At 26.5% G+C, this 23,569-nt stretch carries 23 protein-coding genes, 1 pseudogene and 1 riboswitch; of the genes and pseudogenes, 17 read left to right on the top strand and 7 right to left on the bottom strand.

The window, feature by feature from the left end; genetic code table 11:
- Positions 1 to 207: 207 nt before the first annotated feature.
- Positions 208 to 456: a hypothetical protein gene (locus BM027_RS02910; protein WP_090088641.1), complete on the top strand. Its 249-nt coding sequence runs from the start codon at positions 208 to 210 to the stop codon at positions 454 to 456.
- A 236-nt stretch (positions 457 to 692) separates the two neighbouring features.
- On the opposite strand, the gene BM027_RS02905 is transcribed toward BM027_RS02910, so the two are convergent.
- Both BM027_RS02905 and BM027_RS02900 read right to left on the bottom strand, forming a co-directional pair.
- The gene (locus BM027_RS02905; RefSeq protein WP_090088640.1) at positions 693 to 911 is read right to left on the bottom strand and encodes a DUF2922 domain-containing protein; all 219 of its coding nucleotides are present in this window, start codon (positions 909 to 911) and stop codon (positions 693 to 695) included.
- A 94-nt stretch (positions 912 to 1,005) separates the two neighbouring features.
- A complete protein-coding gene (locus tag BM027_RS02900) occupies positions 1,006 to 1,230 on the bottom strand; it encodes a DUF1659 domain-containing protein (protein WP_090088638.1) in 225 nt (74 codons plus the stop codon).
- 259 nt (positions 1,231 to 1,489) lie between these two features.
- Here BM027_RS02900 and BM027_RS02895 point away from each other — a divergent pair, with 259 nt between their 5' ends.
- From BM027_RS02895 to BM027_RS02855, 8 genes are all read left to right on the top strand, one after another.
- A complete protein-coding gene (locus tag BM027_RS02895) occupies positions 1,490 to 1,735 on the top strand; it encodes a type II toxin-antitoxin system Phd/YefM family antitoxin (protein WP_090088636.1) in 246 nt (81 codons plus the stop codon).
- A gap of 924 nt (positions 1,736 to 2,659) precedes the next feature.
- On the top strand, positions 2,660 to 3,412 hold the full coding sequence (locus BM027_RS02890) for a ParA family protein (protein WP_090088634.1): 753 nt from the start codon (positions 2,660 to 2,662) through the stop codon (positions 3,410 to 3,412).
- Positions 3,406 to 3,768, top strand: coding sequence for a hypothetical protein (locus BM027_RS02885; RefSeq protein ID WP_090088633.1), 363 nt, complete (start codon positions 3,406 to 3,408; stop codon positions 3,766 to 3,768). The genes BM027_RS02890 and BM027_RS02885 overlap by 7 nt, the downstream gene beginning before the upstream one ends.
- 83 nt (positions 3,769 to 3,851) lie before the next feature.
- Positions 3,852 to 4,085, top strand: coding sequence for a DUF3791 domain-containing protein (locus BM027_RS02880; protein ID WP_090088939.1), 234 nt, complete (start codon positions 3,852 to 3,854; stop codon positions 4,083 to 4,085).
- On the top strand, positions 4,082 to 4,585 hold the full coding sequence (locus BM027_RS02875; RefSeq protein WP_090088631.1) for a DUF3990 domain-containing protein: 504 nt from the start codon (positions 4,082 to 4,084) through the stop codon (positions 4,583 to 4,585). Before BM027_RS02880 ends, BM027_RS02875 begins: the two co-directional genes overlap by 4 nt.
- 1 nt (position 4,586) lies before the next feature.
- A complete protein-coding gene (locus BM027_RS02870) occupies positions 4,587 to 4,817 on the top strand; it encodes a hypothetical protein (RefSeq protein ID WP_090088629.1) in 231 nt (76 codons plus the stop codon).
- Positions 4,818 to 5,219: 402 nt separating this feature from the next.
- Positions 5,220 to 5,456, top strand: a complete 237-nt coding sequence (locus BM027_RS02860; RefSeq protein WP_090088627.1) for a hypothetical protein — start codon at positions 5,220 to 5,222, stop codon at positions 5,454 to 5,456.
- A gap of 370 nt (positions 5,457 to 5,826) precedes the next feature.
- Positions 5,827 to 6,942: a C45 family autoproteolytic acyltransferase/hydrolase gene (locus BM027_RS02855; RefSeq protein WP_090088625.1), complete on the top strand. Its 1,116-nt coding sequence runs from the start codon at positions 5,827 to 5,829 to the stop codon at positions 6,940 to 6,942.
- A 145-nt stretch (positions 6,943 to 7,087) separates the two neighbouring features.
- Here BM027_RS02855 and BM027_RS02850 read toward each other — a convergent pair whose 3' ends face one another.
- Positions 7,088 to 7,792 carry a DMT family transporter gene (locus tag BM027_RS02850; RefSeq protein WP_341465515.1) on the bottom strand — a complete coding sequence of 235 codons (705 nt, stop codon included), beginning with the start codon at positions 7,790 to 7,792 and terminating at the stop codon, positions 7,088 to 7,090.
- 412 nt (positions 7,793 to 8,204) lie between these two features.
- Here BM027_RS02850 and BM027_RS02845 point away from each other — a divergent pair, with 412 nt between their 5' ends.
- From BM027_RS02845 to BM027_RS02830, 4 genes are all read left to right on the top strand, one after another.
- The gene (locus BM027_RS02845; RefSeq protein WP_090088623.1) at positions 8,205 to 8,768 is read left to right on the top strand and encodes a helix-turn-helix domain-containing protein; all 564 of its coding nucleotides are present in this window, start codon (positions 8,205 to 8,207) and stop codon (positions 8,766 to 8,768) included.
- Positions 8,769 to 8,967: 199 nt separating this feature from the next.
- Positions 8,968 to 9,843, top strand: a complete 876-nt coding sequence (locus BM027_RS02840) for an AraC family transcriptional regulator (protein ID WP_090088622.1) — start codon at positions 8,968 to 8,970, stop codon at positions 9,841 to 9,843.
- A gap of 403 nt (positions 9,844 to 10,246) precedes the next feature.
- Positions 10,247 to 11,686, top strand: a complete 1,440-nt coding sequence (locus tag BM027_RS02835; protein ID WP_090088620.1) for an MBOAT family O-acyltransferase — start codon at positions 10,247 to 10,249, stop codon at positions 11,684 to 11,686.
- 386 nt (positions 11,687 to 12,072) lie between these two features.
- Positions 12,073 to 13,062 carry a hypothetical protein gene (locus tag BM027_RS02830; protein ID WP_090088618.1) on the top strand — a complete coding sequence of 330 codons (990 nt, stop codon included), beginning with the start codon at positions 12,073 to 12,075 and terminating at the stop codon, positions 13,060 to 13,062.
- Between the two features lie 687 nt (positions 13,063 to 13,749).
- On the opposite strand, the gene BM027_RS02820 is transcribed toward BM027_RS02830, so the two are convergent.
- On the bottom strand, positions 13,750 to 14,733 hold the full coding sequence (locus BM027_RS02820) for a M28 family metallopeptidase (protein ID WP_090088614.1): 984 nt from the start codon (positions 14,731 to 14,733) through the stop codon (positions 13,750 to 13,752).
- 588 nt (positions 14,734 to 15,321) lie between these two features.
- Here BM027_RS02820 and BM027_RS02815 point away from each other — a divergent pair.
- Positions 15,322 to 15,717: a BlaI/MecI/CopY family transcriptional regulator gene (locus BM027_RS02815; protein ID WP_090088612.1), complete on the top strand. Its 396-nt coding sequence runs from the start codon at positions 15,322 to 15,324 to the stop codon at positions 15,715 to 15,717.
- Positions 15,718 to 15,744: 27 nt separating this feature from the next.
- Positions 15,745 to 17,970, top strand: a complete 2,226-nt coding sequence (locus BM027_RS02810) for a M56 family metallopeptidase (RefSeq protein ID WP_090088610.1) — start codon at positions 15,745 to 15,747, stop codon at positions 17,968 to 17,970.
- A 226-nt stretch (positions 17,971 to 18,196) separates the two neighbouring features.
- Here the strand turns inward: BM027_RS02810 and BM027_RS02805 are convergent, their stop codons facing one another.
- The gene (locus BM027_RS02805; RefSeq protein WP_090088609.1) at positions 18,197 to 19,744 is read right to left on the bottom strand and encodes a glycosyltransferase family 39 protein; all 1,548 of its coding nucleotides are present in this window, start codon (positions 19,742 to 19,744) and stop codon (positions 18,197 to 18,199) included.
- Between the two features lie 854 nt (positions 19,745 to 20,598).
- Positions 20,599 to 20,713, top strand: a riboswitch (FMN riboswitch).
- 228 nt (positions 20,714 to 20,941) lie between these two features.
- Between BM027_RS02805 and ribB the strand changes: the two are divergent.
- Positions 20,942 to 21,538 (top strand): annotated as a pseudogene (gene ribB, locus BM027_RS02800) (3,4-dihydroxy-2-butanone-4-phosphate synthase); the annotation flags it as partial.
- Between the two features lie 140 nt (positions 21,539 to 21,678).
- Positions 21,679 to 22,260 carry a histidine phosphatase family protein gene (locus BM027_RS02795; protein ID WP_090088605.1) on the top strand — a complete coding sequence of 194 codons (582 nt, stop codon included), beginning with the start codon at positions 21,679 to 21,681 and terminating at the stop codon, positions 22,258 to 22,260.
- A 312-nt stretch (positions 22,261 to 22,572) separates the two neighbouring features.
- Here the strand turns inward: BM027_RS02795 and BM027_RS02790 are convergent, their stop codons facing one another.
- Together BM027_RS02790 and BM027_RS18655 are read right to left on the bottom strand one after the other, a co-directional pair.
- Positions 22,573 to 22,851 carry a bacteriocin immunity protein gene (locus tag BM027_RS02790; protein WP_090088602.1) on the bottom strand — a complete coding sequence of 93 codons (279 nt, stop codon included), beginning with the start codon at positions 22,849 to 22,851 and terminating at the stop codon, positions 22,573 to 22,575.
- Positions 22,838 to 22,963, bottom strand: a complete 126-nt coding sequence (locus BM027_RS18655; protein WP_278320189.1) for a hypothetical protein — start codon at positions 22,961 to 22,963, stop codon at positions 22,838 to 22,840. The genes BM027_RS02790 and BM027_RS18655 overlap by 14 nt, the downstream gene beginning before the upstream one ends.
- Between the last annotated feature and the right edge of the window lie 606 nt (positions 22,964 to 23,569).

The raw sequence follows: 23,569 nt of genomic DNA, 5'->3' as shown, positions 1-23,569 counted from the left end.
CTATAAATGTTATATTATTCCTAATTGGTTTTGCAATTTAATTGATTAAGAAGAAAAATAAAGGGAAGCATTAAAATAAATGGTTCTGTTTTAAGTGAATGTTGATATTTTAAAACAGAACCCAATAAATAAATACTATAGAGATAGTGAGTTACCATTTTAATTATATAGTTCGGGGGAATCCCTTACAAAGGAGTATGGAGATATATGGAAAATGAAGTTAAAAACATTACTGATGAGTATGGAGTAATGGTTGTTGCAGATTTTACTACAAATACAAAAATAAGATTTAAATATTTACTTAGTAGAACTATAGGTGGAATGTATGTTTTAGAAAAGCAGAGCATTGACCTTGATAGTGGAGAAGTAGAAAGTGAAATTATTAATACAAGGTGTTATGATGAAGTGAAGAAATGGTGCGCGAGAGTAATTATGCATGAGAGTAATTATGCATAAAAATAGTATAAGTTAGCAGGGTTTGTCCTTGCTATTTATCAATCTCTAAAATATGTACAAGCTTAAACCCAAATTACTCAAGTACTTTGCAATAGTATATATGGAGTTAAAACTTAATTGGAGATAGGGTAGAAAGTAAGAAGAAAGGGTATATATATTGTAAATAGCCAGTTTATATGTAAATATTGCACATAAAAAAATCCACCTAATAAATTTATTAAGTGGATTTTTTTGAATTATTTAACTGTAAGTTTTTTAACTTCTCTTTGTGTCATTTGAGCACTAGATAATGCAACTAATGAACCTTTAGCGTTTACGAAAATGTCTTTTTCAATTATAGTAGTCATTAACTTTTTTACATCTTCATCTTTAAGATCAGGTTTAACACCATTTATGCTAATTGATACCTTATCCCCTTGTGTAGCTAAGAAAACCATTGTTAAAATGTGTTCCATTTTTTTACCTCCTTTAATTTTAATCATGCTTAATGCTTAATTTGATAGCTAAAATTAACTTATTGATCTAGGTTTAATTAAAGAGTACTTAAAATTAAGCATTAAGAAGCTTTGCAGAATCATTTAAATAGTAATTTCTACAAGCAGAACCCATAACTTCTTTGATTGCTTCAGCAACTGCAAAGCAGTTATCAGCTGTAGCGTCAGGCTTTATACCTGAAAAAGTTTTCTTAGAAAAAATTGCATCCCCAGATTTGTCAGTGCCAGTTTGTACTTCGATACTAAGAGAAGTTGATGTTGTTATCTTTTCAATAGCCATAGTTTTTACCTCCTTATTTTTTAGATATTAATATGTATGCATTAAAATAAAAAATTAACGGAAAACATAAAAAAATGTCTATGTCTTAGAATAGTGTTGATATTCTAAAACAGAATATTTTATTTATATATTTACAAAGATAATAAAGATCTTTTTAATTTTAAATGGTAACTTTTATTAAATATTTTTACATTTATTATGAAAAATAGTTTATAATATTAATGTACTAAATATTGTACAAGAACAAGGAGATGATTTAATGCTAGCAGTTAATTACTCAAATGCTCGTGAAAATCTAAAAACATATTGTGATAAGGTAAATGATAATAATGAAACAGTAATTATAACAAGGAAAGATAATAAAAATGTTGTTTTAATATCTCAAGATGAGTACAACAACATGCTTGAAAATATAAAGATTTTAAAAGATCCTAAGTACTTTATTAAGCTTTATAATTCAATAAAAGAATTAGAAAATAATGATGTAAAACAAATAAGTATATAGGAATAAAAATATAGGAAATATTTTTAAAAGAGTTAATAAAATTGATTTAAGATTTGTTGATAGTACATAAGATATTTATTAGTATAAGCACGGTTAGAGTGGTTTTATATTTCGCTTTGTTTTAAAACCGTGTTGATATTGTTATATAAAGCTCATGGACAGTGAAATTTAAGATGAAGCTCGACTCACATTCGTTCGCTGAGTAAGTTCAGGAAGCAAAATATAAAATTTTGACTCTCACTTAAAAACTCTAAAATGAATATTAGTCCTATTAATGCATGCTCCCAATCAAAGATTGTGACAAGCAATTAATAGGACAAATATTCATTAAGAGTTCTACAAAGCAAATTTCAATGCCAGTTCGCTATTATATAACAATATCAACACCCTGATAAAACATAGCTAAATTAAAAATAGGTTACAATTTATGTTACTTTTTTTGTAACATAAATTATAACTAAGTAAGTAACGTATATAGTAACAATTTATATTACAAAACAAGTTACAAGAATCTATTTAAAATTTTAGTAACAATATATATAAGGCACATATTTGGAATATTATTTTCTTTCGTGTGACTAAGTAACGTATTTATACAAACAGTATTATAAATATTTTAAATATGAAAAACCGATACTAATTTTGTTATAAATACAGTAACAAAATTAGTAACTAAAATTGTTATAAAAATCGTAACTTAATTAGTAACGTACTTTGAATAACTTATATAATAGATAAGGATTACTTTATGTTACTAATTAAGTTACAAAAAATATTATAAAAAGTGTAACAAACTATGTTACTAAAATAGTTACAAAAAATATTATAAAACGCGTAATAAATTATGTTATAAGAATTATTACATAGTTTGTTATATAATTTGTTACAATATCAAAGATATTGATAAAGATAGGAGTGAAAAAAATGGGAGTTGTAATTAGCATTCTAAATAATAAGGGTGGAGTAGGAAAATCTACATCAACATATAATTTGGGATATGAATTAAGTAAATTAGGTAAGAAAACATTAATAATAGATTTAGACCCTCAAAGTAGTTTAAGTGTATATGTTGGACTAGATCCACTAGAACATTATGCAAGTATAGAGAATGTCTTTAGGGGAGATATGGATTTAGAAGATGTAATAGTTCAAACTGGAAATGAAAATTTATATATGGTTCCTAGCTGCATAGAATTTTCAACTATAGAAATGTATTTAATGGGGGTTATGGGGAGAGAAACAGTTTTAGATAAAGCACTTGAAAAAGCTAAGGAAGATTTTGATTATATACTTATAGATAATAGTCCATCACTTGGAAATACTACTATAAATTCTTTATTTGCGTCTGATTATGCGATAGCTCCAACTGATGCATCTTATTTGTCTTTTAGAGCACTCGGAATATTAAATGAAACTGTTAAGCAAGTTCAAGAATATAATAAGAATTTAAAAGAAGTAAAAGTATTAATTACTATGTATGATAGCAGAGCTAATCATTGCAAGGAAGTAGCACAACTGCTACAAGAAAAGTATTATGTTTTTCCTGATTTAATTAAAACTAGCATCAAATTTAAGGATGCAGTAATGAGATTTGAAAGCATAACTCAATACGCTGGCGAAAAATTTGATGGAGCTATAGCGTATAAGAATGTTGCAAAGGAGATAATGTCATGGTAAGAAAGAAAGAAAAAATAAAACCAGTTGTACCTAAACCATTAAATGATACTCAAAAAAGAAATTTAGTATCATCTTTTGTAACAAATAATATTACGAAAGATGATACAAAAACTGTAACAAAAAAAGCAACTAAAAATGTAGCAGTAATTAAAACACTTTCTCTTGGAAAAAGAGATGTAATTGCGAAGTTTACTAGTACTAAACGCTTAAGACCTAATTATAATTTATCTGAGGATACTATAGAAAAAATCGAAAAAATATCAGATATTTTAGGTTATAAAAAAGCAGAATTTGTTGATATATATTTAAATGGGACATTAGAAAAAGTATTGAAGGATTTAGAGAAGAATAAATAAAACATTAGATATTGTAATTTAAAAAATAATAAAATTAAATTTATAAATTAAGTCATTAATTAATAATATGATATAGAATGTGGGTGAGTAAAATTAACAAAGAAGAACAAAATATAATAGACTACATGGTTGTATGTGTAAATGAATTTGCAGAAAAATTTCATGTTAATTATAAGCAATCATTTAATTACTTAAATAAACATAATGCTATTAAATTTCTCTTGGAGAACTATGAAATAGAACATACATTATCCATAGATGATGCAATAGAAGATCTGGTTATAATTGCAAGAAAAAATGGAGGGTATTTGGTATGATATTATACCATGGATCTAATATGATTATTAATGAGATTAATTTAAATAAATGTAGACCATATAAAGACTTTGGGCAAGGATTTTATTGTACAGGGATTAAAGAACAGGCAGAACTAATGGCTAAAAGAGTAGCAAGGATTTATGGTGGAGATCCCTATGTAAATAAATTTGAACTAGATGAAAATATATATAAAGCTAAAGAGTTAAATATTAAAAAATTTGAAAGTCCTACTGGAGAATGGGCTATTTTTGTATTGAATAATAGAGATAGAAAATTTCAAGATAAAAATAGTATCGAATGTAATAATGATAATAAATATGATTTGGTAGTAGGACCAGTAGCAGATGATGATTTAGCTTTATTATTTAGAACTTTTACTAGAGGATTGATAGATATCGATACATTAATAAAAGAAATGAAGTATAAAAGATTTTCTAATCAATATTCATTTCATAGTAAAAAAGCAATAAAATATCTTAAATTAGTTGGAGGGAATTAATGTGGATATTAAAAAAGAATTGATAGAAGGTATTATTCAAGAACTTGTAAAATTTTTATGTGAAGACAAATCTTTTACTATAGAAAAATCAATGAATATGATATATAATTCATTAGTTTTTGATAAACTATATGATACAGAAACAGGATTATATAAAGAAAGTGCAAGTTATGTTTATGAATTACTAATTGATGAATTAAATGAGGGAAAATTAATTCAAAAGGAACAATAATAAAACTATATTGCTAAAGAAATCTTGTAACAACTAATGTTACAAGATATGATACAGATAATATTACAAAAGATGATACTAAAAATGTAGCAGTAATTAAAACACTTTCTCTTGGAAAAAGAGATATAATTGCTAAGTTTACTAGTACTAAACGCTTAAGACCTAACTATAACCTATCTGAAGATACTATAGAAAAAATCGAAAAAATATCAGATATTTTAGGTTATAAAAAAGCAGAATTTGTTGATATATATTTAAATGGAACATTAGAAAAAGTATTGAAGGATTTAGAGAAGAATAAATAAAACATTAGATATTATAATTTTTGAAATATATATGTTGCAGTAAGAAGTTTTCAATAAATCAAGTAGCTGTTATGGATATTCACTATTAAATTTTGAAATGGAAGAAGATCTTATAGATTATGATTATAACAAGAGTATGATTGGAACTTTTGATGTTGATAATAAGATTCAAGCAAAAGAATTAGTAATTAAAAACCCTCAAAGGTATAAGAGCTTAGCCAACACTTTAGCTAATCGTATTGAAGAAATTGATTTTACAGGTGTTCCAGAATATAGAGCTAAGGCTATGATTGAATTACTTAAAAGTAGATGTAAAATGATACAAAAGTTTTAATATATATGTTCTAATTAAGTTAATACATTTATAATCTTTTATATAATTTTTATAGAAAATTATATATTTAATTAATAATATTTAGTTAGAAGCATATATATTTTTTGCTTGATAATTATAATTTATGATGAAGAAAAATCAGGTGTAAATAAACCATTAAGCTATACTTTTGAAAAAATATAGTAATAATTTTTGTAACAATATATGATACAAAAAATGTTACTGAAAATGTAATGAATTAAGTTATAAAACTTGTTACGAATAATGTTATAAAAAGTGTAACAAAGATAGTTTGTATAATCCGCAATAAATATCAAATATAAAAAAATTCCTTGCCTTATATTATAAGGGAAAGGTAAGGTGTTTTTTTATGAAAGAAACAACAGCATATTTTAAAAATTTTGAAGGTACAAGTTATGAAGTGGGTGTACAAATCGGTCAATGGGTATTAGCCCATTCCACTATTCTTGATATGGTGCTATTGCCACCAAATACCTATCCACAAGATAAACTCTTAGCAATTACAGAACTTTTGGACAAATATTGTAGTGGTATCAATGAAGAAATTAAAGGTTTTGCAGATACTATTGGAGTTAGTCGTGAGCAAGTAATCTTTTATTCGATGACATATTTGGAGCGTGGTTGCAGTTTGATGGCAGCTTTACCTGATAAAACCAAAAATGGTCACACAATGATGGCAAGAAATTATGATTTCAACGATGCGATGGAGGAAATGTGCTTTGCTAAAACAAAGATTAAAGGAAAATATTCTCACATTGGTTCATTGCTAAATCTCTTTGGAAGATGTGACGGTATGAATGAACATGGTCTTGCAGCTTGCAAAGCAAGTAATGGATTGCCTGTTGGAAATTTTGAGGGTGGACAAAAGCCAGGTGTAACGGGCTTTCAGTTTTGGATTGTTATTAGAAGTATTCTTGAAAATTGTAAGGATGTTGAAGAAGCAATCGATTTTGCTATGAAAGCTCCTATTGGCTATAATATTAATTTGATGCTTGCTGACAAGAATAATAAAATAGCATTACTTCAATGCATGGACGGTCATAAGTCTTATGAAATATTGGACAGCAATAGCAATAAAACTTACTTGAGTGCAACAAATCATGTGTTGTTTCTTGAATTGAAAGCATACGAAAAGATGCTGATAAAAAATTCAGAATTACGAAATGATATTATTGTAAAAACTTTTGAGGCAAAGAAAAAACTTTCTTGTGATGATCTTAAGGGACTACTTTCAACTTCATACCCACAAGGCTTGTGTTGTCACTATTATGAGGAGTTCTTTGGTACACTTCGTTCTATGATTTTTGATGTGACTGATGGAACTATTGAAATGACTTTTGGTTCACCACAAAGCAATGAGTGGAGAACATTCACAATCAGCTCAAATGAAGAACAAGAATATATGGTTAAATTACCATATGAAAGAGCAGATAAAGCATTTTATGATATAACTTATTTAGGTTAGGAACATGAAAGAAAATAACAGGTTAAAGATGCTACGTATATTTTATCTTAAGATAAGTGAAACTTTTCATTTGGAACATAAAATTCCAAATGAAAAGTTTCACTTTATGTAAAGACAAGGATGAATGTGCTATAAAAATTATCCTTTAATTTTTTAGCTTATTTACTTGTTGAGTATACATTAGGAATAAAAAGATACCAACCAAAATAATTCCAGAACCAATGAGCTGTTGAGTGGTAACCACTTCTCCAAGAATAAAGTATGCCAATATACAGGTTCCAATCGGCTCGCCTAAAATACTCATTGAAATAGTTGAAGTATTTATCCATTTAATTAGCCAGTTTAAAATTGTCTGTCCTAATATTGTTGAAATAAGTGCTAAACAGAAAAACCACATCCAATCCGATGATGGATATCCTGTTAGTGGATATCCAAGAGCAAGTGAATATCCCAGTAAGAATAAGGCACTTGTGGAATAGCCAATTAAAGCATACACAACAAGAGACAAATCTTTTCTTAGATGTTGACCAATAAAAAAATAAACCGTTATTGTTACAGCTCCTAGCAAAGCAAGAATATCTCCAAACAATGCTTCACCACCAATTCTAAAATCTCCTAATGCAATTATAAAGCTACCAAACACAGCTAGGATTCCTCCACAAACTGCAAATCCTTTTAATTTTTCGCCAAAGAAAAAATATCCCCCAATAAATGCAAATATCGGTTGAAGAGTAACCAATACGGTTGAACTTGCTACAGAAGTAAAACGTAAAGACCCAAACCAGAGTACATAATGCAAAGCAAGAAAAGCTCCAGAAAGAATGCCTAACAGCCATTGTTTTCTCGTCAAACTTTTTATTTCTCACAAAGTTTTTTTGCTAAAAAACAATATGGGCAATAAAATAAAAGTAGAAAAAACCATACGATAAGCAGCTATAATTGGTGCAGGTGCGCTTGAAAGCTTTACAAATATAGCAGAAGTTGAAAGAGCAAAAACTCCAATGAATAATAAATAAATTGAAAAAAATCGTGTGTTTTTCATATAGTTCTCCTTTCTATTTGAAACATAATAAATATATTTAGCTAGCCTCAACATATTAAAATATTTGCTATTGAATTTATTGTTTACTATAATAAACATGTGGATATTATATAATACATTTTTATGATATACAAAGCTTTTTATATTGTGTTTATTATGTTAAATCAAACTAGTATGATTGTATAAAAATAATACATGAAATATTAAAAGGAGATAGAGAATGACAAACTACAGTTTAGGAAATACGATTTTAGAATATAGAAAAAGTAGGGGATATAGTATTCGGGAATTTGCAGAAGTATCAGGAATCAGTACTTCTTTAATTAGTCAATTAGAAAGAGGAATTGCAAATCCTTCATTACAAGTATTAAAATTAATTTCAAAAGCATTAAATGTACCATTATTTACATTGTTTATTAATGATATCGACCATGAATCATTAATTTTAAGAAAAGAAGATAGAAAAAAGATTTATCGTTCTGATAATGAACATATTGTTTATGATATTTTGACGCCTGATTTTATGAAAGCAAATGTTGAAATACTAATGATGAACCTTAATAATAAATCACAAACAACCGAAAGTCATTATAAGCACAATAAAGAAGAATTAGCGATTGTAATGAAAGGAACCGTTTATGCTGTACTGGAAGATCAGGAGTATATTTTAAACGAAGGAGATGTAATCCGAATTCCACCATATATGAAACATAAATTTAAAAATAAAACAAATCAAATGAGTAACGTATTATTTGTTTTAACTTCACCTTCCTACAATCCATAAAAATAAGATATGTGTTATAGTGCAAAACGATTCTTTGGTAAACGTTAAGAATTTGGAGAAAGATAGTTGCAGTAATATATCCAAACTAGGATGGGAGCATATCAATTTACTTGGAGAATATAAATTTGATGTTAAAAATGTTCTTGAATAAGATGAATTGAGAGCATTGAATATACCTTAAGAAACGGAGGAAACTACATTGGATCAAAAAAAGATACTTGAGAAAGCAATTATATTCATTGAAAATAATTTATATGAGCCTATCACTGCTTGTAATGTTGCCAATGCGGTTTCTTATTCATATTATCATTTTCACCGCTATTTTCACATTATGATGGGAGAAACTATAGGTGAATATATTCGTTTTAGACGACTTACTGAAGCTGCAAAGTCACTATTATATACTGAAAAGAAAATATTAGATATTGCTGTTTCATTGCACTTTCAATCTCACGAAGCATTTACTCGTGCTTTTAAAAATAGATATGGTATAACGCCTAAGCAATATAGAAATAATCATATTGATACACTGATTGGTAATAAGCCACAGTTAGATGCAAATGAGTTAGTACATCGAAATAGCCAAATAACTTTAACACCAGAAATAATTATTGTACCAAGTAAAACAATAATGGGCATTCGTTTTGAAACAAGTGTTGCTAATAACAAAAGCATTACACAATGGGATATTTTTAATAAACAGCTTACAAAGCTGAAAAATGCATCTATTAATTCTAATAGATACGGTTTTTTTGAGATAAGCAATCATTGTGAAACAGAAATATTTAATGAGGATAGTTTAACTACGGAATTTATTGGTATAGAGGTTGATAAAATAAGTCCTGCACCTAACAATATGTTAATTAAAGAGTTTTCTGGTGGAAAATACGCAAAGTTTATTCATACAGGAACAGTAAATACCCTTTATATGACTTATAGGTATATTTGGGGTACATGGTTTCTGGGCAGCAATAAGCAACTTGATATGCGTGATGACTTTGAATGTTATACAGAACGATTTTTAGGTGCTAAAAATGACAAATCACAAATTGATATTTATTTTCCTATTGTGTAAGCAAGATTAAGGAAAAGCTTGTCTATTGTTTGTGTAGTAACTTTATTTATTTTGTTCAACTCTTTCGAAATTCTTTCAAAATTCTTTTGAAATTCTTATTAACTTTTGCCTATATTTTTTAAGATTAATTCCTTATTATTTAATTATCGGATTAATAATACTTTAAATACTATATATGGTAAAATATTAGAAAATTCACAAATTACTTATTTGGCATTTTATTAATGATATGCAGCACTAAATACTATATTGAAAAGGTAATAACATTATTTTAATTGTTGGCTCTGCTTTAATATAGTATTCAAACAGATCAAAATTTTAAAACAAAAATGGAATAGTAGATATTAAGGCATGAGAGCTTTTATTTACTTAATGTATTAGATTATATAAGGAGACAATAAATATGATTTTTAATTCACTACAATTCATTTTAGTATTTTTACCAATTTTAATTTTAATTTATTTTTTCGTTGATAAAATTGATAAAAGTGATGAAAGGCTACTTAAGAAAACGTTTTTGATTTGTATTTCATTATTTTTTTATGGATATACAAATAAAAAATATATTGTAATTATATTATTTTCAATAATTATAAATTTTAGTATAGGAAAGCTTATAATTAAGTTTAATAACTTAAAAAGTCCAAAGAAAATGTTATTAATTATAGGTTTAGTATTTAATATAGGATTATTAGGATATTTTAAATATTATAACTTTTTTATAGAGAATATTAACTTAATTTTTAAGAATGATTTTAACTTAATAAATGTAATGTTACCAGTAGGTATTTCATTTTTTACATTTCAACAATTAGCATTTGTTATTGATAATTATAGAAATGAAATGATACATTACAATTTTATAGATTATTGTTTAGCAGTAGTATTTTTTCCTAAACTTTCAGAGGGTCCAATTATGACAGCTAATGAATTTATTTTTCAATTAGGTGATAGCATAAAAAAAAGAATAGACTATGACAATATGAATAAAGGTCTATATATGTTTGCTATTGGACTTGGAAAAAAAATATTTATAGCAGATATGATAGGAAGATTTGCAGATGCTGGATTTGCAATAAGCAATTTAAGTTTTTGTGATGCTTGGTTAACATCACTATCATATACATTTCAATTATATTTTGATTTTAGCGGATATTGTGATATGGCAATAGGAATTGCATTAATGCTTAATATAAAATTGCCAATGAATTTTAATTCTCCGTATAAGTCTACTGATATCCAAATGTTTTGGAGAACATGGCATATTACACTTGGAAAGTTTTTAACTAAGTATTTATATATTCCTTTAGGTGGAAATAGAAAAGGGAAATACAGAACATATTTAAATATATTTATTATATTTTTGGTGAGTGGAATATGGCATGGAGCAGGATGGACATTTATTATATGGGGAATGCTTCATGGGATAGCTAGTATAATACACAGAATATGGACAAGCAGTGGAAAGAAATTAAATAAATATTTAGGTATATTTATAACTTTTAATTGTGTAAATATATTTTGGGTGATCTTTAGAGCAAAGAGCATATCTAATGCATTAAGTGTATTGAGAAGTATGTTCGATTTTAGAAGTATAACAAAACTAATGAGTAGTGATTATATAAAGAAAATAGATTCTCCTGAGAGTATGAGTATTGAAGGGTTGTTATGTATACTTATAATAGCTATTATTATCTCATTTTTATGTAAAAATTCATTGGATAAAGTGAAAAATATGAAATTAAATATAGCAACTATGTTTCAAATTGTAGTAATTATAGTTTGTGCAATTTTTGTAATATGTTCGAGCCAAACTATAACTTCATTATATTTTAATTTTTAGCTATGTTTTAAAACCGTGTTGATATTGTTACATATTGTTCAGCGTGCTAAAGAATTGATATAGGAAACTCGACTCATATTCATTCGCTGAGTAAGTTCGAGCAACAAAATATAAAATTTTGACTCTCACTTAAGAACATCTAAACGAGTATAGTCCCATTCCAGCTTGCTCCAAAGACAAGCTTCGGACAAGCAATTAATGTGACAATACTCAAGGAAACTCGACTCACATTCGTTCACTGAGTAAGTTTGAGATACCAAATATAAAATTTGGACTCTCACTTAAGAGTTCTAAAAGTCGAATTCTAATGCACACTTCACAAAAATGTAACAATATCAACACTATATTAAAACAAAGCTTAATTTTTAAGGAGATTTTGATTTATTATGAATAAGAAAAGAAAGTTCTTTTATTTGTGTATATGTTTTATTACTATTTTGATAGCAAGCGTATGCTTTTTTAATTACAAACTAGATCCATATGGAATTTGGAAAACTTCATTTGAATATCAAGTTTTAGAACCAAATAAAAATTATGTAAAAACACAATTTGTATTAAATAATCCTGAAAAATATGATTCATTTATATTTGGTTCATCTAGAGTAGGACATATTGAAACAAATTTACTGCATGATGGTAAATATTATAATATGACATATTCTGAAGGAATGCAATCTGAGTGGCTAGCTACCATTAAGACTTTTATAAATAATGGTGTTAAAATGAAAAATATTATTTTAGGAATAGATGATTTTTCTTTTACTATGGACCCTAAAAATAGTACAGCTGATTTATTAAGAATACCCTATCAAAAGCTTGACTATAAAGAAAAGTTTAATAAGTATATATTAAGAAATCCAATGGATACTTATAATTTAAATACTATTAGAGCATTAATGGATGGATATCATGATTTTACTACGAATGATGATATTCTAGAAACAGGTGTCACATCTGGGGGTGACGATGAAATACTTAGCGATATAGAAAAACATGTTAATGATCCAAGTTTTAATAATCCTTGTGATAACTTTCAACTAAATAGAATTAGTGAATCTATTGATGAAATAAGTGAAATTATTTCATTATGTAAAGATAATAATATAAATTTATATATTTTCTTTAATCCATTAAATAAAGTAACATATGAATCTAATAAAGAAATAACAGAAGAAGCTAAAAAACAGTTACAAAAAATAACTAGTTATTGGGATTTTTCTGGATATAATGATATAACTACTAATAATTTTTATTGGTATGAAACATCTCATTATAGAAATATAGTAGGCAAAATGATAATGGAAAAGATGTTTAATGTTGAGTTAGGAGTAGATGTACCTAATAATTTTGGAGAATATCATTATTTAGACAGGTAAAAGAAAAGATAAAATTAAAAGATGCTGTTTCAGAATTACCAAGTGAAGTAATAACAAAGAAATAGAAATAACATTTATTAAGGAAGACTAGAAAAATTTCGCTAAGGCATATGGAACAACTTCGAATGAAGAAACTCTAAGCTTATTTTTCAATACTTCTTCCACAAATGTTATTTCTATTTCTTTTTTGAATATACATCATATCATTAAATGATTTGTATTCTTAGACAGATCCTTTGTATTGAATGAAATTACAAGATATACAAGCTATGCACAAAAGATAGCTGTTCACGACTCATCTTAAATTGTAATATTATATATAGAATTAAAACTTAATTGAAGATATGGTAGAAAGGCTGTGCTGAAATGAATTTTATTGGGCTAGTACCAGTGTTAACGGGAGTAGTTTATTTAATATATTCTGTTTTGTTTAAAGATAAACTTAATTATCACAGTAGAGTATATAGTATAATGCGAGAAATGACATTTATAAAATTAAATGAATTCTTAAGGTTACAATTAAAGTTTTCAATATTAAATTCCATATATTTTATTATCTATGGAATATTAATAATCCTATTTAATCTTAATAATATGTTTATTATAGTAGGACTTTTGGGATTCTATTTTATAAACTTTTTATTAATGGTAGAAAGTAAGAAGAAAGGGTATATAGACTATAAATAGCTAGTTTATAATAAAATCATTCCCATCAGTTGTTTCTACAAATTTACTTAATACATTTGCTACTTTTTCTATCTCATTGGAATCTAAAGTATCTGGAGTATCAGTTTCTTTATGAATATATGGTTTTATGTTTTCTTGTAATATATAAATATTAGGAATACCCTTTTCTTCAAAACTTCGTTGGTCACTTATTGCACCTATTACTTGAGTTTCTGAAAAATTCATATTATTATTTCTAAATGTTTCTTTCATTGCTGTTGTTAATTTATTGGAAATCTTGCTTTTATTATATAATGCTATTTTTCCTGAATTTTTTCCACCTACACAGTCTATATTTATATTGTATAATTTTGAATACTTTCCTTGTATATCCTTAACAAAAGCCTTACTTCCTCGCAAACCAGTTTCTTCACCATCAAAAAATGCAATAATTATATCTTGGTTAAAAGTCTTATTTTCAGATTCTTTCTTTAAAATATCTGCTATCTGTACTAAAGTGGCAACTCCTGAAGCATTATCTAATGCTCCTCTAATTATCTTTCCATCTTGGTAACCTATATGGTCAAAATGCGCTGATATAATTACAGCTTTTGTACTATCCGAACCTTTAATAACTCCAACTAAATTATGAAGTTCTTTCTTTTCAGGTTTATCATTTTCATCAGTTACAAGCTTTTTATATACATCTTGAGTATATGGTTCATAATATCCTTCTTCAAATAATGGATCTAATTTTAAATCTTTGATTATTTTAAAAATATAATTTTCAGTTTTATCATCTCCATCAGAGCCTGATAATCTTCCACCAAAATCATCTGAACATAAAGTATTTATAATATCTTTAGTATTTGGTATTTCTATTTTAACTTCTTGTTCAATTTTATTATTATTTTGTTTTTTATTTATATTTTCTGAACACCCAGTAAAACTTACTAATAACATCACTATTATACTTAATTTAAATGCACATTTAATATTTACCACTCCCTAAGATTAGATTAAAAAACAAAATCTAATAATTTCTTTTTTTATTTTGGCTCTGTTTTAGAATAGTGTTGATATTTTAATATAAAGGCGAACTGGCATTGGAATTTGCTTTGTAGAACTCTTAATGAATATTTGTACTATTAACGCTTGTCATAATCTTTGATTAGGAGCATGCATTAATAGGACTAATATTCGTTTTAGAGTTCTTAAAGTGAATTCCATTGTCCATGAGCTTTATATTATAATATCAACATTCACTTAAAACATAGCCTAATTGTTAAATTACACCCATTATACACCGAAATTTGGAAACTAAGAATAATATCTAAGACATTCCAAATTCGTTATCGTAGTCTTCATCGTTCAAATACTTATATATCAATACTTTATAGCATTCTTTAAGTCGATCTATTCCATACTTTTCATAGTTATATCTCCATTCGCGAAAAGTACATACACTTCATCTTTAAACTGTTATTTTCTTTGTACTCCTAAATTTATATTAAAAGTAAATTTTTGTATTGACAAAGTTAATCTACAGTTGTAATCTGTAAATACAAACTATAGAGGAAGGTGAATGAATTTATGGATAATATTCCTAAAATATCAGAGTCAGAATGGGAAGTGATGAAACTTTTATGGAAAACAAGCCCTTTAACTTCAGAAAAAATAATAGATTCATTATCTGATAAGATGAATTGGTCAAAACAAACTATTAAAACATTTATAACAAGGCTCATTAAAAAAGAAGCAATATACTTTGAAAAGTGTGGTAGAGTTTATAACTATTATCCATTAATTTCTCAAAATGAATGTATAAAATCAGAAAATGAATCGTTCCTAAAAAAAGTATATGATGGAGCTTTAGGTATTCTCTTTAGTAAATTTTTAGAAGAAGAAAATTTGTCTATTGATGAAATTAAAGAACTAGAAAATATTCTTAAAGATAAAAAAGAAAAAAGCTCATCTAAAAAACTTTAAGGTATAGGGGAAGAAGGTATATTTTTTATGGGAATTTTAGAAAAGGTTTTTTTGTGGTTTTTACAAACTTCTTTTACAGCAAGTATTGTTATTATTGTGATTAGTTTAATTTTGAAAATATTTAATAATCATATTAGCGTAAGAGTTAAACATGGATTGTGTATTTTAATAGTAATAAGGCTTCTTATACCTGTAATTCCTGAAATGAGTATTAATTTATTTAGCACTTTGTATCAAAAATATGAAAATGTTTTGCAATTACAAAGTCAAAGAAGTAATTCAACAGAAGAAAAAGAACTGTATTCTGAAGGTAAAGAGCAAAATGATAATGTAAATCACAATAAAAACATTCAAATTAATGAAAAAGATAATGAACAAAAAATTAATAATCAAAATTTAATTTTATTTACATTAAAAATAGTTTCTATTATCTGGATCATAGGGTTATTTATTTTAATCTCAACATTTCTACTATTTATATTTAACTTTAAAAGAAAAATCAAGCATGTACAATTGCATACGTATCCAGAAATTCAATTATTAATGAACGAATGCAGATATAAAGCTAACATAACTTCAAAAATTCCAATTTTTATATATGATGGTTTTAAAAGTCCTTGTATCCTAGGAATTTTAAAACCTAAAATATACATTCCAGAGTATGTTCTAAAAATAAATGATAATACTCAGATATCACATATACTTTTACATGAGCTAATGCATTATAAGAGAAAAGATCTAGTTTACAATTTTCTTGGCATAATTGCACTTTCAATACATTGGTTTAATCCCTTAGTTTGGATTGCTATTAGTAAAATGAAAATTTACAGAGAATATGCTTGTGATGCTTGTGTCCTAGAAATTCTTGGAGAAAAAGAATGTATTGAGTATGGTATGACACTTATAAATTTCTCGAAAATGTTTTCAAATAAAAAACAATATTCACAATTAGCAATTTGTTTTGAAACAAATAGCCAAATCAAGAGGAGGATTAAAATGATAAAAAAATTTAAACAAGGTTCCTACAAAATATCTGCAATGTCTTTATTATGTTGCGCAGTAGCTGCAACTGTAGTACTTACAGGCAGTATCAAAGTTAAAGCACTAGATGTTAATAATAATGTAACAGCTAATGCAAGTAATAAAATAAACTCAATTGATAAACATGAATTCTTAATTGATTCATCTTTAAAGATTTACGATGACATGAAAAAAGCTCAAAATATAGCAGGTTTTAAATTTAAAATACCTGATTTTATTCCAGAAGGATATCAAGTAGACGCAGGATTTCAAATTGGAAAGCTTTCAGAAAATAATAATGCTTTGAGCATAGGTTTTTCTAAGCCAAATAAACATAAAGATGCTTTTTCATTAGATATTTTTGAAACAAAACCTGCAGAATCATTAAAGGAAATTGGAGATGCACATAATAAATATTATAAAGATTCCAATGTAGAAGTAGAAGAACAATCAATGCAATTAGGAACAATAAATGGATCACAAATAACTTTAACAACAACTACTCCAGCTAAAGATGAGGATGGTTTTCATATTGAAAGTAGGAAAAGGATTGAAAAATATTTTGTATGGAAAAACGAAGGAGTGTATTATTGCATAGGGTATAATTCAACATATATTAATGGAGAGAAAAAGAGCGAATGGAGCAATATTTCTGAAGATACTATAGAAAAAATAGCTCAATCTATAAAATATCCAAATGAAATAAATAACGTAAATTATAATGTAGATAGAGAGGTTTCCACAGAAATTGGACAAATGGGTATTTACGATAAAGAAGATTTAGAAAAAGCTAAGGGACTTCTTGGATTTAATCCTAAACTTCCATTAAAAATTAATGAAGATATAAAAATAAATGACTCATGTGTCGGAATTTCAGGAAATTCTGATATAAAAAATAATAAAATTAATTATGAACTAAACAGTTTTTATTCTAATAAAAATGGTTCAATAACTTTTACTGCCGAAAAAAACTCACAAATTTATGAAGATATAAAGAAAAATGGGTATTTTACTGAAGAAAATTTAGAAGATAATAAATCTGAAAAAATTAAAGCTGAAAAAATGAATATTAATGACACGGAAGTCTTTAAATACGAATGTAATGGTGATAATTCTATCGTAGACTATACTTGGAAAGAAAATAATATTTACTATAATGTTATGTTCGTCAATAAATGTGAAAATTCTGATGAAATAATCAATGAATTTGTTAATTCTAAACCTATAGATTAATTTTCTTGAAGAAAAAGGACTATTCAATACTGAATTTTTTACCTGTTTTGGTTGTACAAAAGGTTTTAAAACAAAGCGGCTGTCTCATAATACAAATCATTTAATAATATGGTGTATATTCAAAAAGAGAAATAGAAATAACATTAGCAAAATTTTTCTAGTCTTCTTTAATAAATGTTATTTCTATTTCTTTGTTATTACTTCCCTTAGTAATTCTGAGACAGCCCTATTTATTTGCAATGAGATTTTGCCTATCTGTTACAGGTAATACATCTTTTGAACTAGTTTGTATAGATGTCAATGACAGTATTAACAAATTCCAATTTATTATAAATGCATACCTGGATTGAGATTCTAATATTAAGAACGTCAGTCCATATCCACAAAATATAATATAAAATATATTTATTATCTTATTTTCTAAATACATTTTCTTATTAAACAATCCTTTTAGTACTCCTATTAATAATAATACATGAAAAATCTGGTACCATATATTTCCTTTGTTATATATATCAATTTTATATTTATCATTATCAAGATTAAGCTGCGCCCAAAATGCCCCCCCTGAATCTCCTTCACACCATTGCATTGAAATCTTTCCTATAATAAAAATTGAAGTTTTTATTATATTAGTATTCATGTATCTATCTATTATTTTATTTTTCGAAGTTATTTCTAAGTACTCTCTATTTTTTAAATTTTCATTTATAAACTTTGCATCTCCTTCATTCCATTGTCCAAAATTCTCAATATTACTTCCTTTTAACATTGAGGTTACATGAGGTTCACTTCCATTCCAAAGTTTTTGATCTGTAATTCCAACTGATACCAATAAATTACTTATTATAATAAATGGTATTATAAATGAACATAATATATAACATGTATTTTTAAATTTATTTACAACGCTCTTCCTGTAATAAATTATTATATACAGAATGTATCCTATTACAATTATTTGTGCAACCATTCTAAATAAATGTCCTATAAAAAGCAAGATTCCTGAAACTATTAATAGTTTATCTTTCTTCTTTTTATTCATTACCAATATGAAACAATATAAACTTGCTAAATAAAAAGGAATAGCTATATTTTCACTACAATATACTGGTGTATACAAAATTGAAGCTGGCATAATAGCACTTATGAATGTACCAATTACTATTGTTTTATACTCTTTAAACACTTCATTTAAAATAAGATAAATTAATAATATAGTTGAAGTAGAAAAAATAATATTCATTATTTTTATGGCAATTAATGAATTTTCTTTAAATATTAGAATCATTCTTGAAAAATATAGTATTAAAATTGTAAGGTGAGGAAATCTTCCAAAATAAGAAGTTCCCATCATAGGACTATAATCACCATTATTAATACTTATAGCTGCCTTATATGCTTGACTAAAATCTGATACAGGTACATTAGTAAGCGAAAATGTCCAAATTATTCTAAGAACTAATCCTATAAAAAGCATTAGTGAAATCATGATTCTTTTATTAACTTTTTTCTTAATCACAAAATATGTAATACTAGATAATACTATATATAAACTTATTAGACCTATATTAAGAAAACTTTTTTTAAATAATGTGTAATAACCTAATTCTCCTATTGCAGCTAGAGTAATAATAGTAATAATAATTCTAAGATAATATACCATAAATTTACTAAATTTCATTTCAAAATATTTATTGTTATTTTTTATGTGATTTTGTTTATTGTTTTTTATTTTGAATCTATCTTTTAAGCGCATTGTCTGTATCTTCACAGCTTTTTCTCCTTTCAATCTAATCTAGTACCAAAACATATGCTTAGGCATATAACACAAAATAGACTAGCTGACTTAATTGTTAATCCCATAATTAAATAATAAGGAATTAATCTTACGAAATATAAACCAAAATGATTAAGAATTTTGAAAGAATTTCTAAATAATTGAATAAAATAAATAAAGTTCCTATACAAACAATAGACAGGCTATGCTTTGAAATGTAGAAACAATGCGTGATTTGAGAGAATGCTAAAGATAGATTAACAATATAGTTACTTTGGATGTATTAATAATAAGTTCTTATTATAAGACTATGTTTTAAAACCGTGTTGATATTGTTATATATTGTTCAGTGGGCTAAAGAATTAATATAGGAAACTCGACTCATATTCATTCGCTGAGTAAGTTCGAGCAACAAAATATAAAATTTTGACTCTCACTTAAGAACATCTAAATGAGTATGGTCCCATTCCAAGCTTGCTCCAAAGACAAGCTTCGGACAAGCAATTAATGTGACAATACTCATTAAGAGTTCTAAAAGTTAAATTCTAATGCCCACTTAACAAAAATGTAACAATATCAACACTATTCTAAAACATAGCCTATTATAAATATAAAAAAGAACAATTTTTACTACATAATGCGTTACAATTAAAGTTACTATATTTGTAACCAAAATTGTAACCTAACTTGTAACAGAAAATGTTACATTATTTTAGAAAAATTATATAAAATACCATAAAAACAAGAGTCATACTAAAAGAAAAATATTTTATTGATTTATAAAAAACAGCCAAAAGAATTTTCTTGACAATCCAAATTTTAGTAATATAATAATTTATAAAGTGAATATGTATCTTCAGGGTTTGGTGAAATTCCATACCGGTGGTAAAGCCCACGAGCCGCAAGGCATGATTCGGTGAAATTCCGAGGCCGACAGTAAAGTCTGGATAAAAGAAGATGAATGGTTATTATTAAAGTATTTTTAAGTTGGCTGTTAAGGAGTATATATCAAGCAGACAATAATTTAAAATCAATTTTTTTATAAAGCCGTCCTGAAGTAATTTTTTTCAGGATGGCTTTATTTTTTTAAATAGAGGTGAGGTTATAAAATCAATTTTTAAAAATGGCATTGGAAATAGAAGAAATCGTACCATAATAAATAATTTATATTAAAAATAGGAGGATTTAAAAATGGAGAATTTTAATACTATTAAAGAGGCTATAAATGATATAAGAAATGGAAAAATTATAATAGTTACAGATGACCCTGACAGAGAAAATGAGGGCGACCTTATATGTGCGGCTGAATTTGCTACACCTAAAAATGTGAATTTCATGGCATCTTATGCAAAGGGTCTTATATGCATGCCTATGAGTGCTGCTATGACAGAAAAGTTAGGACTTGCTCAGATGGTAAAGAACAATACAGACAACCATACAACCGCATTTACTGTGTCAATTGACCATGTGGATACAACTACAGGCATATCTGCCCATGAGCGTTCATATACAGCAATCAAGTGTGTAGAAGAAGGTGTTAATCCGGAAGATTTTAGAAGACCGGGGCATATGTTTCCCCTTGAGGCAAAAGCAGGTGGAGTATTTGAAAGAGAGGGACATACAGAGGCTACAGTTGATTTCTTAAGGCTTGCAGGGCTTAAAGAAGCTGGACTTTGTTGTGAAATAATGAGAGAGGATGGAACAATGATGCGCAAAAGTGAGCTTATTCAGTTTGCAAAACATCATAATCTTACATTTGTGACAGTAAAACAGCTTAAAGAATATATGAATGATACAAGAAAATAAATAGACAGGCCTTTTAGGAAGTATAGAATAATTGAAAAAATAATATACAAAAGCAAGATATTATATAGCTGTATCAGCTATTGAAATGATAAATATCTTAAATGTAATAAAGGGGTAATAGTATGAAAATATATTTAGTCAGACATGGAGAATCAATAGGTAATGAAAAGCAACTAATTTTTGGGATTACTGATTATCCGTTAACTGAAACTGGTTTTATACAAGCCAAACAATCAGCAGACAAATTAAAGAATATGGAATTTTCAAGTTGTTACACAAGTGAATTATCAAGAGCTTATGCAACTGCTGAAATATGCATGAATGGTAGAACAGAATCAATCATCAAATTATCAGGCTTAAATGAGCAAAACTTTGGAATTCTTGAAGGTTCTTCGTTTGATAATAGAATACAAAAAGATTCTCAGGACTTTGGACGTATGATTGAGGACTTGATTCATAATCCACCAAGTGGAAGTGAAAATTATGAAGACATGTGTCACCGTGTTAGTAAATGTTTGGACGAAATTGTATCAAAAGGAAAAGATGCTTTAATAGTCTCACACAGTGGACCATTATCTATAATTATTGTTAAATTATTAGGTTTATCATTAGAGAATGTTCATTCTTTTTATTTTGAACATGGGACATATTCTATGATAGAAATACAAGGAAAAGCATCAAAGTTAAGATGCTTTAATAAATAGTATAGTTATCATTAGCTTCACATTATTTTAAATCGGTTTTTATGTAAGTAGACGGTAATCCTCACAGATACCGCCACTTTGAAAACCAGATGCTTATTTATATCATTTACCTCATAATAATGACTTATACCATTTCTGCAATCTACTATAAAATCAAGCCATTCATCATTCATTTCATTATATTTCTGGGCTTTTTCCAAAAATGTTGCTTTATAGTTCAAAAGAACAATTTGACTACGGACTTGAATTAATCATTGAAAGTTTATAAGTTATTATAACAATATCAACACTTTGCTAAAACATAGCCAAATATTAAAATTTACACACCATAAATCTAGTTTGTAATGAATTTAGAGTTCCTATTAATTCACTAACTTCAGGAGGCACTTTTAAATTATTTTCTAAAATACACCAAGAAATTTTATTTACTAAACTAGTTATTAAAGGTACATGATTATCTTGAGTATTTAATTTATTATTATATTCATTTAATAAATCAATTAATGGTTTATGATAATTAATATCTAAGTTTTTTAATGTATTTTCTATAGCGTTTATAGCTTTTATACTTTTTTCTTTAGAATTTTTCATTTATTTTCACCTCTATATAAAATTTATATCCAATACTTGGTGCAACTTTCTGTCCTTCTTTTTCCCTTCTTGCCCTAAGATCTTCATCTGATCCTTCAACAAGTTTGTTCATATAAGTTACTCATGAGAAGCCTAAGTAAATTTTAGCTACTGAATTCATAGTTTTTTTAAATTCTTATCATTACCTCCTCAATTTAAATACTAATATCAGTATAATAGTCTACTATTATGACCTAACTACTTAGAAATATTATACCATTAGGTAGAATGTTTATAAACTTATATATTATACCAATATATAAAACTTTAGCACAAAACTATCACAATAAAGTATACCTCATTGTGATAGTTGCCATATATAGCCTCGTATTAGTAGATTCTCTATATATATAAATAGTATATAATGGTACAATATTGTCAAACAATAAGACGCAATTGTAGATTATTGTACTGGTGCTATAATAAATATTTTCAATTATTTTAATATGCAAAAAAGATATAGGATGAATAGTAATATTAAATCATCACTCCTATATCTATAATACTTTATTTAAAAATGAACCTGTGATATATACGATAAATAACTTTATATTATATCTCAAAGGCTCATTTTTAGATGTATGAATTAGTTAATAAAATTCAAAATCTAAATCTTTTGTTGTGCAGATGTAACTGTTATCTCTAACACTCTAGTTAAAAAAGAGAACTTTTCTTTCAT

The sequence above is a fragment of the Clostridium uliginosum genome (assembly GCF_900112485.1).
GTDB lineage: Bacteria > Bacillota > Clostridia > Clostridiales > Clostridiaceae > Clostridium > Clostridium uliginosum.
This window is presented reverse-complemented; position numbering and strand designations above follow the sequence as displayed.

What these genes read in the sequence shown, in the direction of transcription:
- BM027_RS02790 (WP_090088602.1), bottom strand. Translation starts at nt 22,851, where the DNA reads ATGAAAAATTCTAAAGAAAAAAGTATAAAAGCTATAAACGCTATAGAA.
- BM027_RS02895 (WP_090088636.1), top strand. Translation starts at nt 1,490, where the DNA reads ATGCTAGCAGTTAATTACTCAAATGCTCGTGAAAATCTAAAAACATAT.
- BM027_RS02900 (WP_090088638.1), bottom strand. Translation starts at nt 1,230, where the DNA reads ATGGCTATTGAAAAGATAACAACATCAACTTCTCTTAGTATCGAAGTA.
- BM027_RS02875 (WP_090088631.1), top strand. Translation starts at nt 4,082, where the DNA reads ATGATATTATACCATGGATCTAATATGATTATTAATGAGATTAATTTA.
- BM027_RS02860 (WP_090088627.1), top strand. Translation starts at nt 5,220, where the DNA reads ATGGAAGAAGATCTTATAGATTATGATTATAACAAGAGTATGATTGGA.
- BM027_RS02890 (WP_090088634.1), top strand. Translation starts at nt 2,660, where the DNA reads ATGGGAGTTGTAATTAGCATTCTAAATAATAAGGGTGGAGTAGGAAAA.
- BM027_RS02830 (WP_090088618.1), top strand. Translation starts at nt 12,073, where the DNA reads ATGAATAAGAAAAGAAAGTTCTTTTATTTGTGTATATGTTTTATTACT.
- BM027_RS02815 (WP_090088612.1), top strand. Translation starts at nt 15,322, where the DNA reads ATGGATAATATTCCTAAAATATCAGAGTCAGAATGGGAAGTGATGAAA.
- BM027_RS02845 (WP_090088623.1), top strand. Translation starts at nt 8,205, where the DNA reads ATGACAAACTACAGTTTAGGAAATACGATTTTAGAATATAGAAAAAGT.
- BM027_RS02810 (WP_090088610.1), top strand. Translation starts at nt 15,745, where the DNA reads ATGGGAATTTTAGAAAAGGTTTTTTTGTGGTTTTTACAAACTTCTTTT.
- BM027_RS02905 (WP_090088640.1), bottom strand. Translation starts at nt 911, where the DNA reads ATGGAACACATTTTAACAATGGTTTTCTTAGCTACACAAGGGGATAAG.
- BM027_RS02855 (WP_090088625.1), top strand. Translation starts at nt 5,827, where the DNA reads ATGAAAGAAACAACAGCATATTTTAAAAATTTTGAAGGTACAAGTTAT.
- BM027_RS02885 (WP_090088633.1), top strand. Translation starts at nt 3,406, where the DNA reads ATGGTAAGAAAGAAAGAAAAAATAAAACCAGTTGTACCTAAACCATTA.
- BM027_RS18655 (WP_278320189.1), bottom strand. Translation starts at nt 22,963, where the DNA reads ATGAACAAACTTGTTGAAGGATCAGATGAAGATCTTAGGGCAAGAAGG.
- BM027_RS02795 (WP_090088605.1), top strand. Translation starts at nt 21,679, where the DNA reads ATGAAAATATATTTAGTCAGACATGGAGAATCAATAGGTAATGAAAAG.
- BM027_RS02910 (WP_090088641.1), top strand. Translation starts at nt 208, where the DNA reads ATGGAAAATGAAGTTAAAAACATTACTGATGAGTATGGAGTAATGGTT.
- BM027_RS02835 (WP_090088620.1), top strand. Translation starts at nt 10,247, where the DNA reads ATGATTTTTAATTCACTACAATTCATTTTAGTATTTTTACCAATTTTA.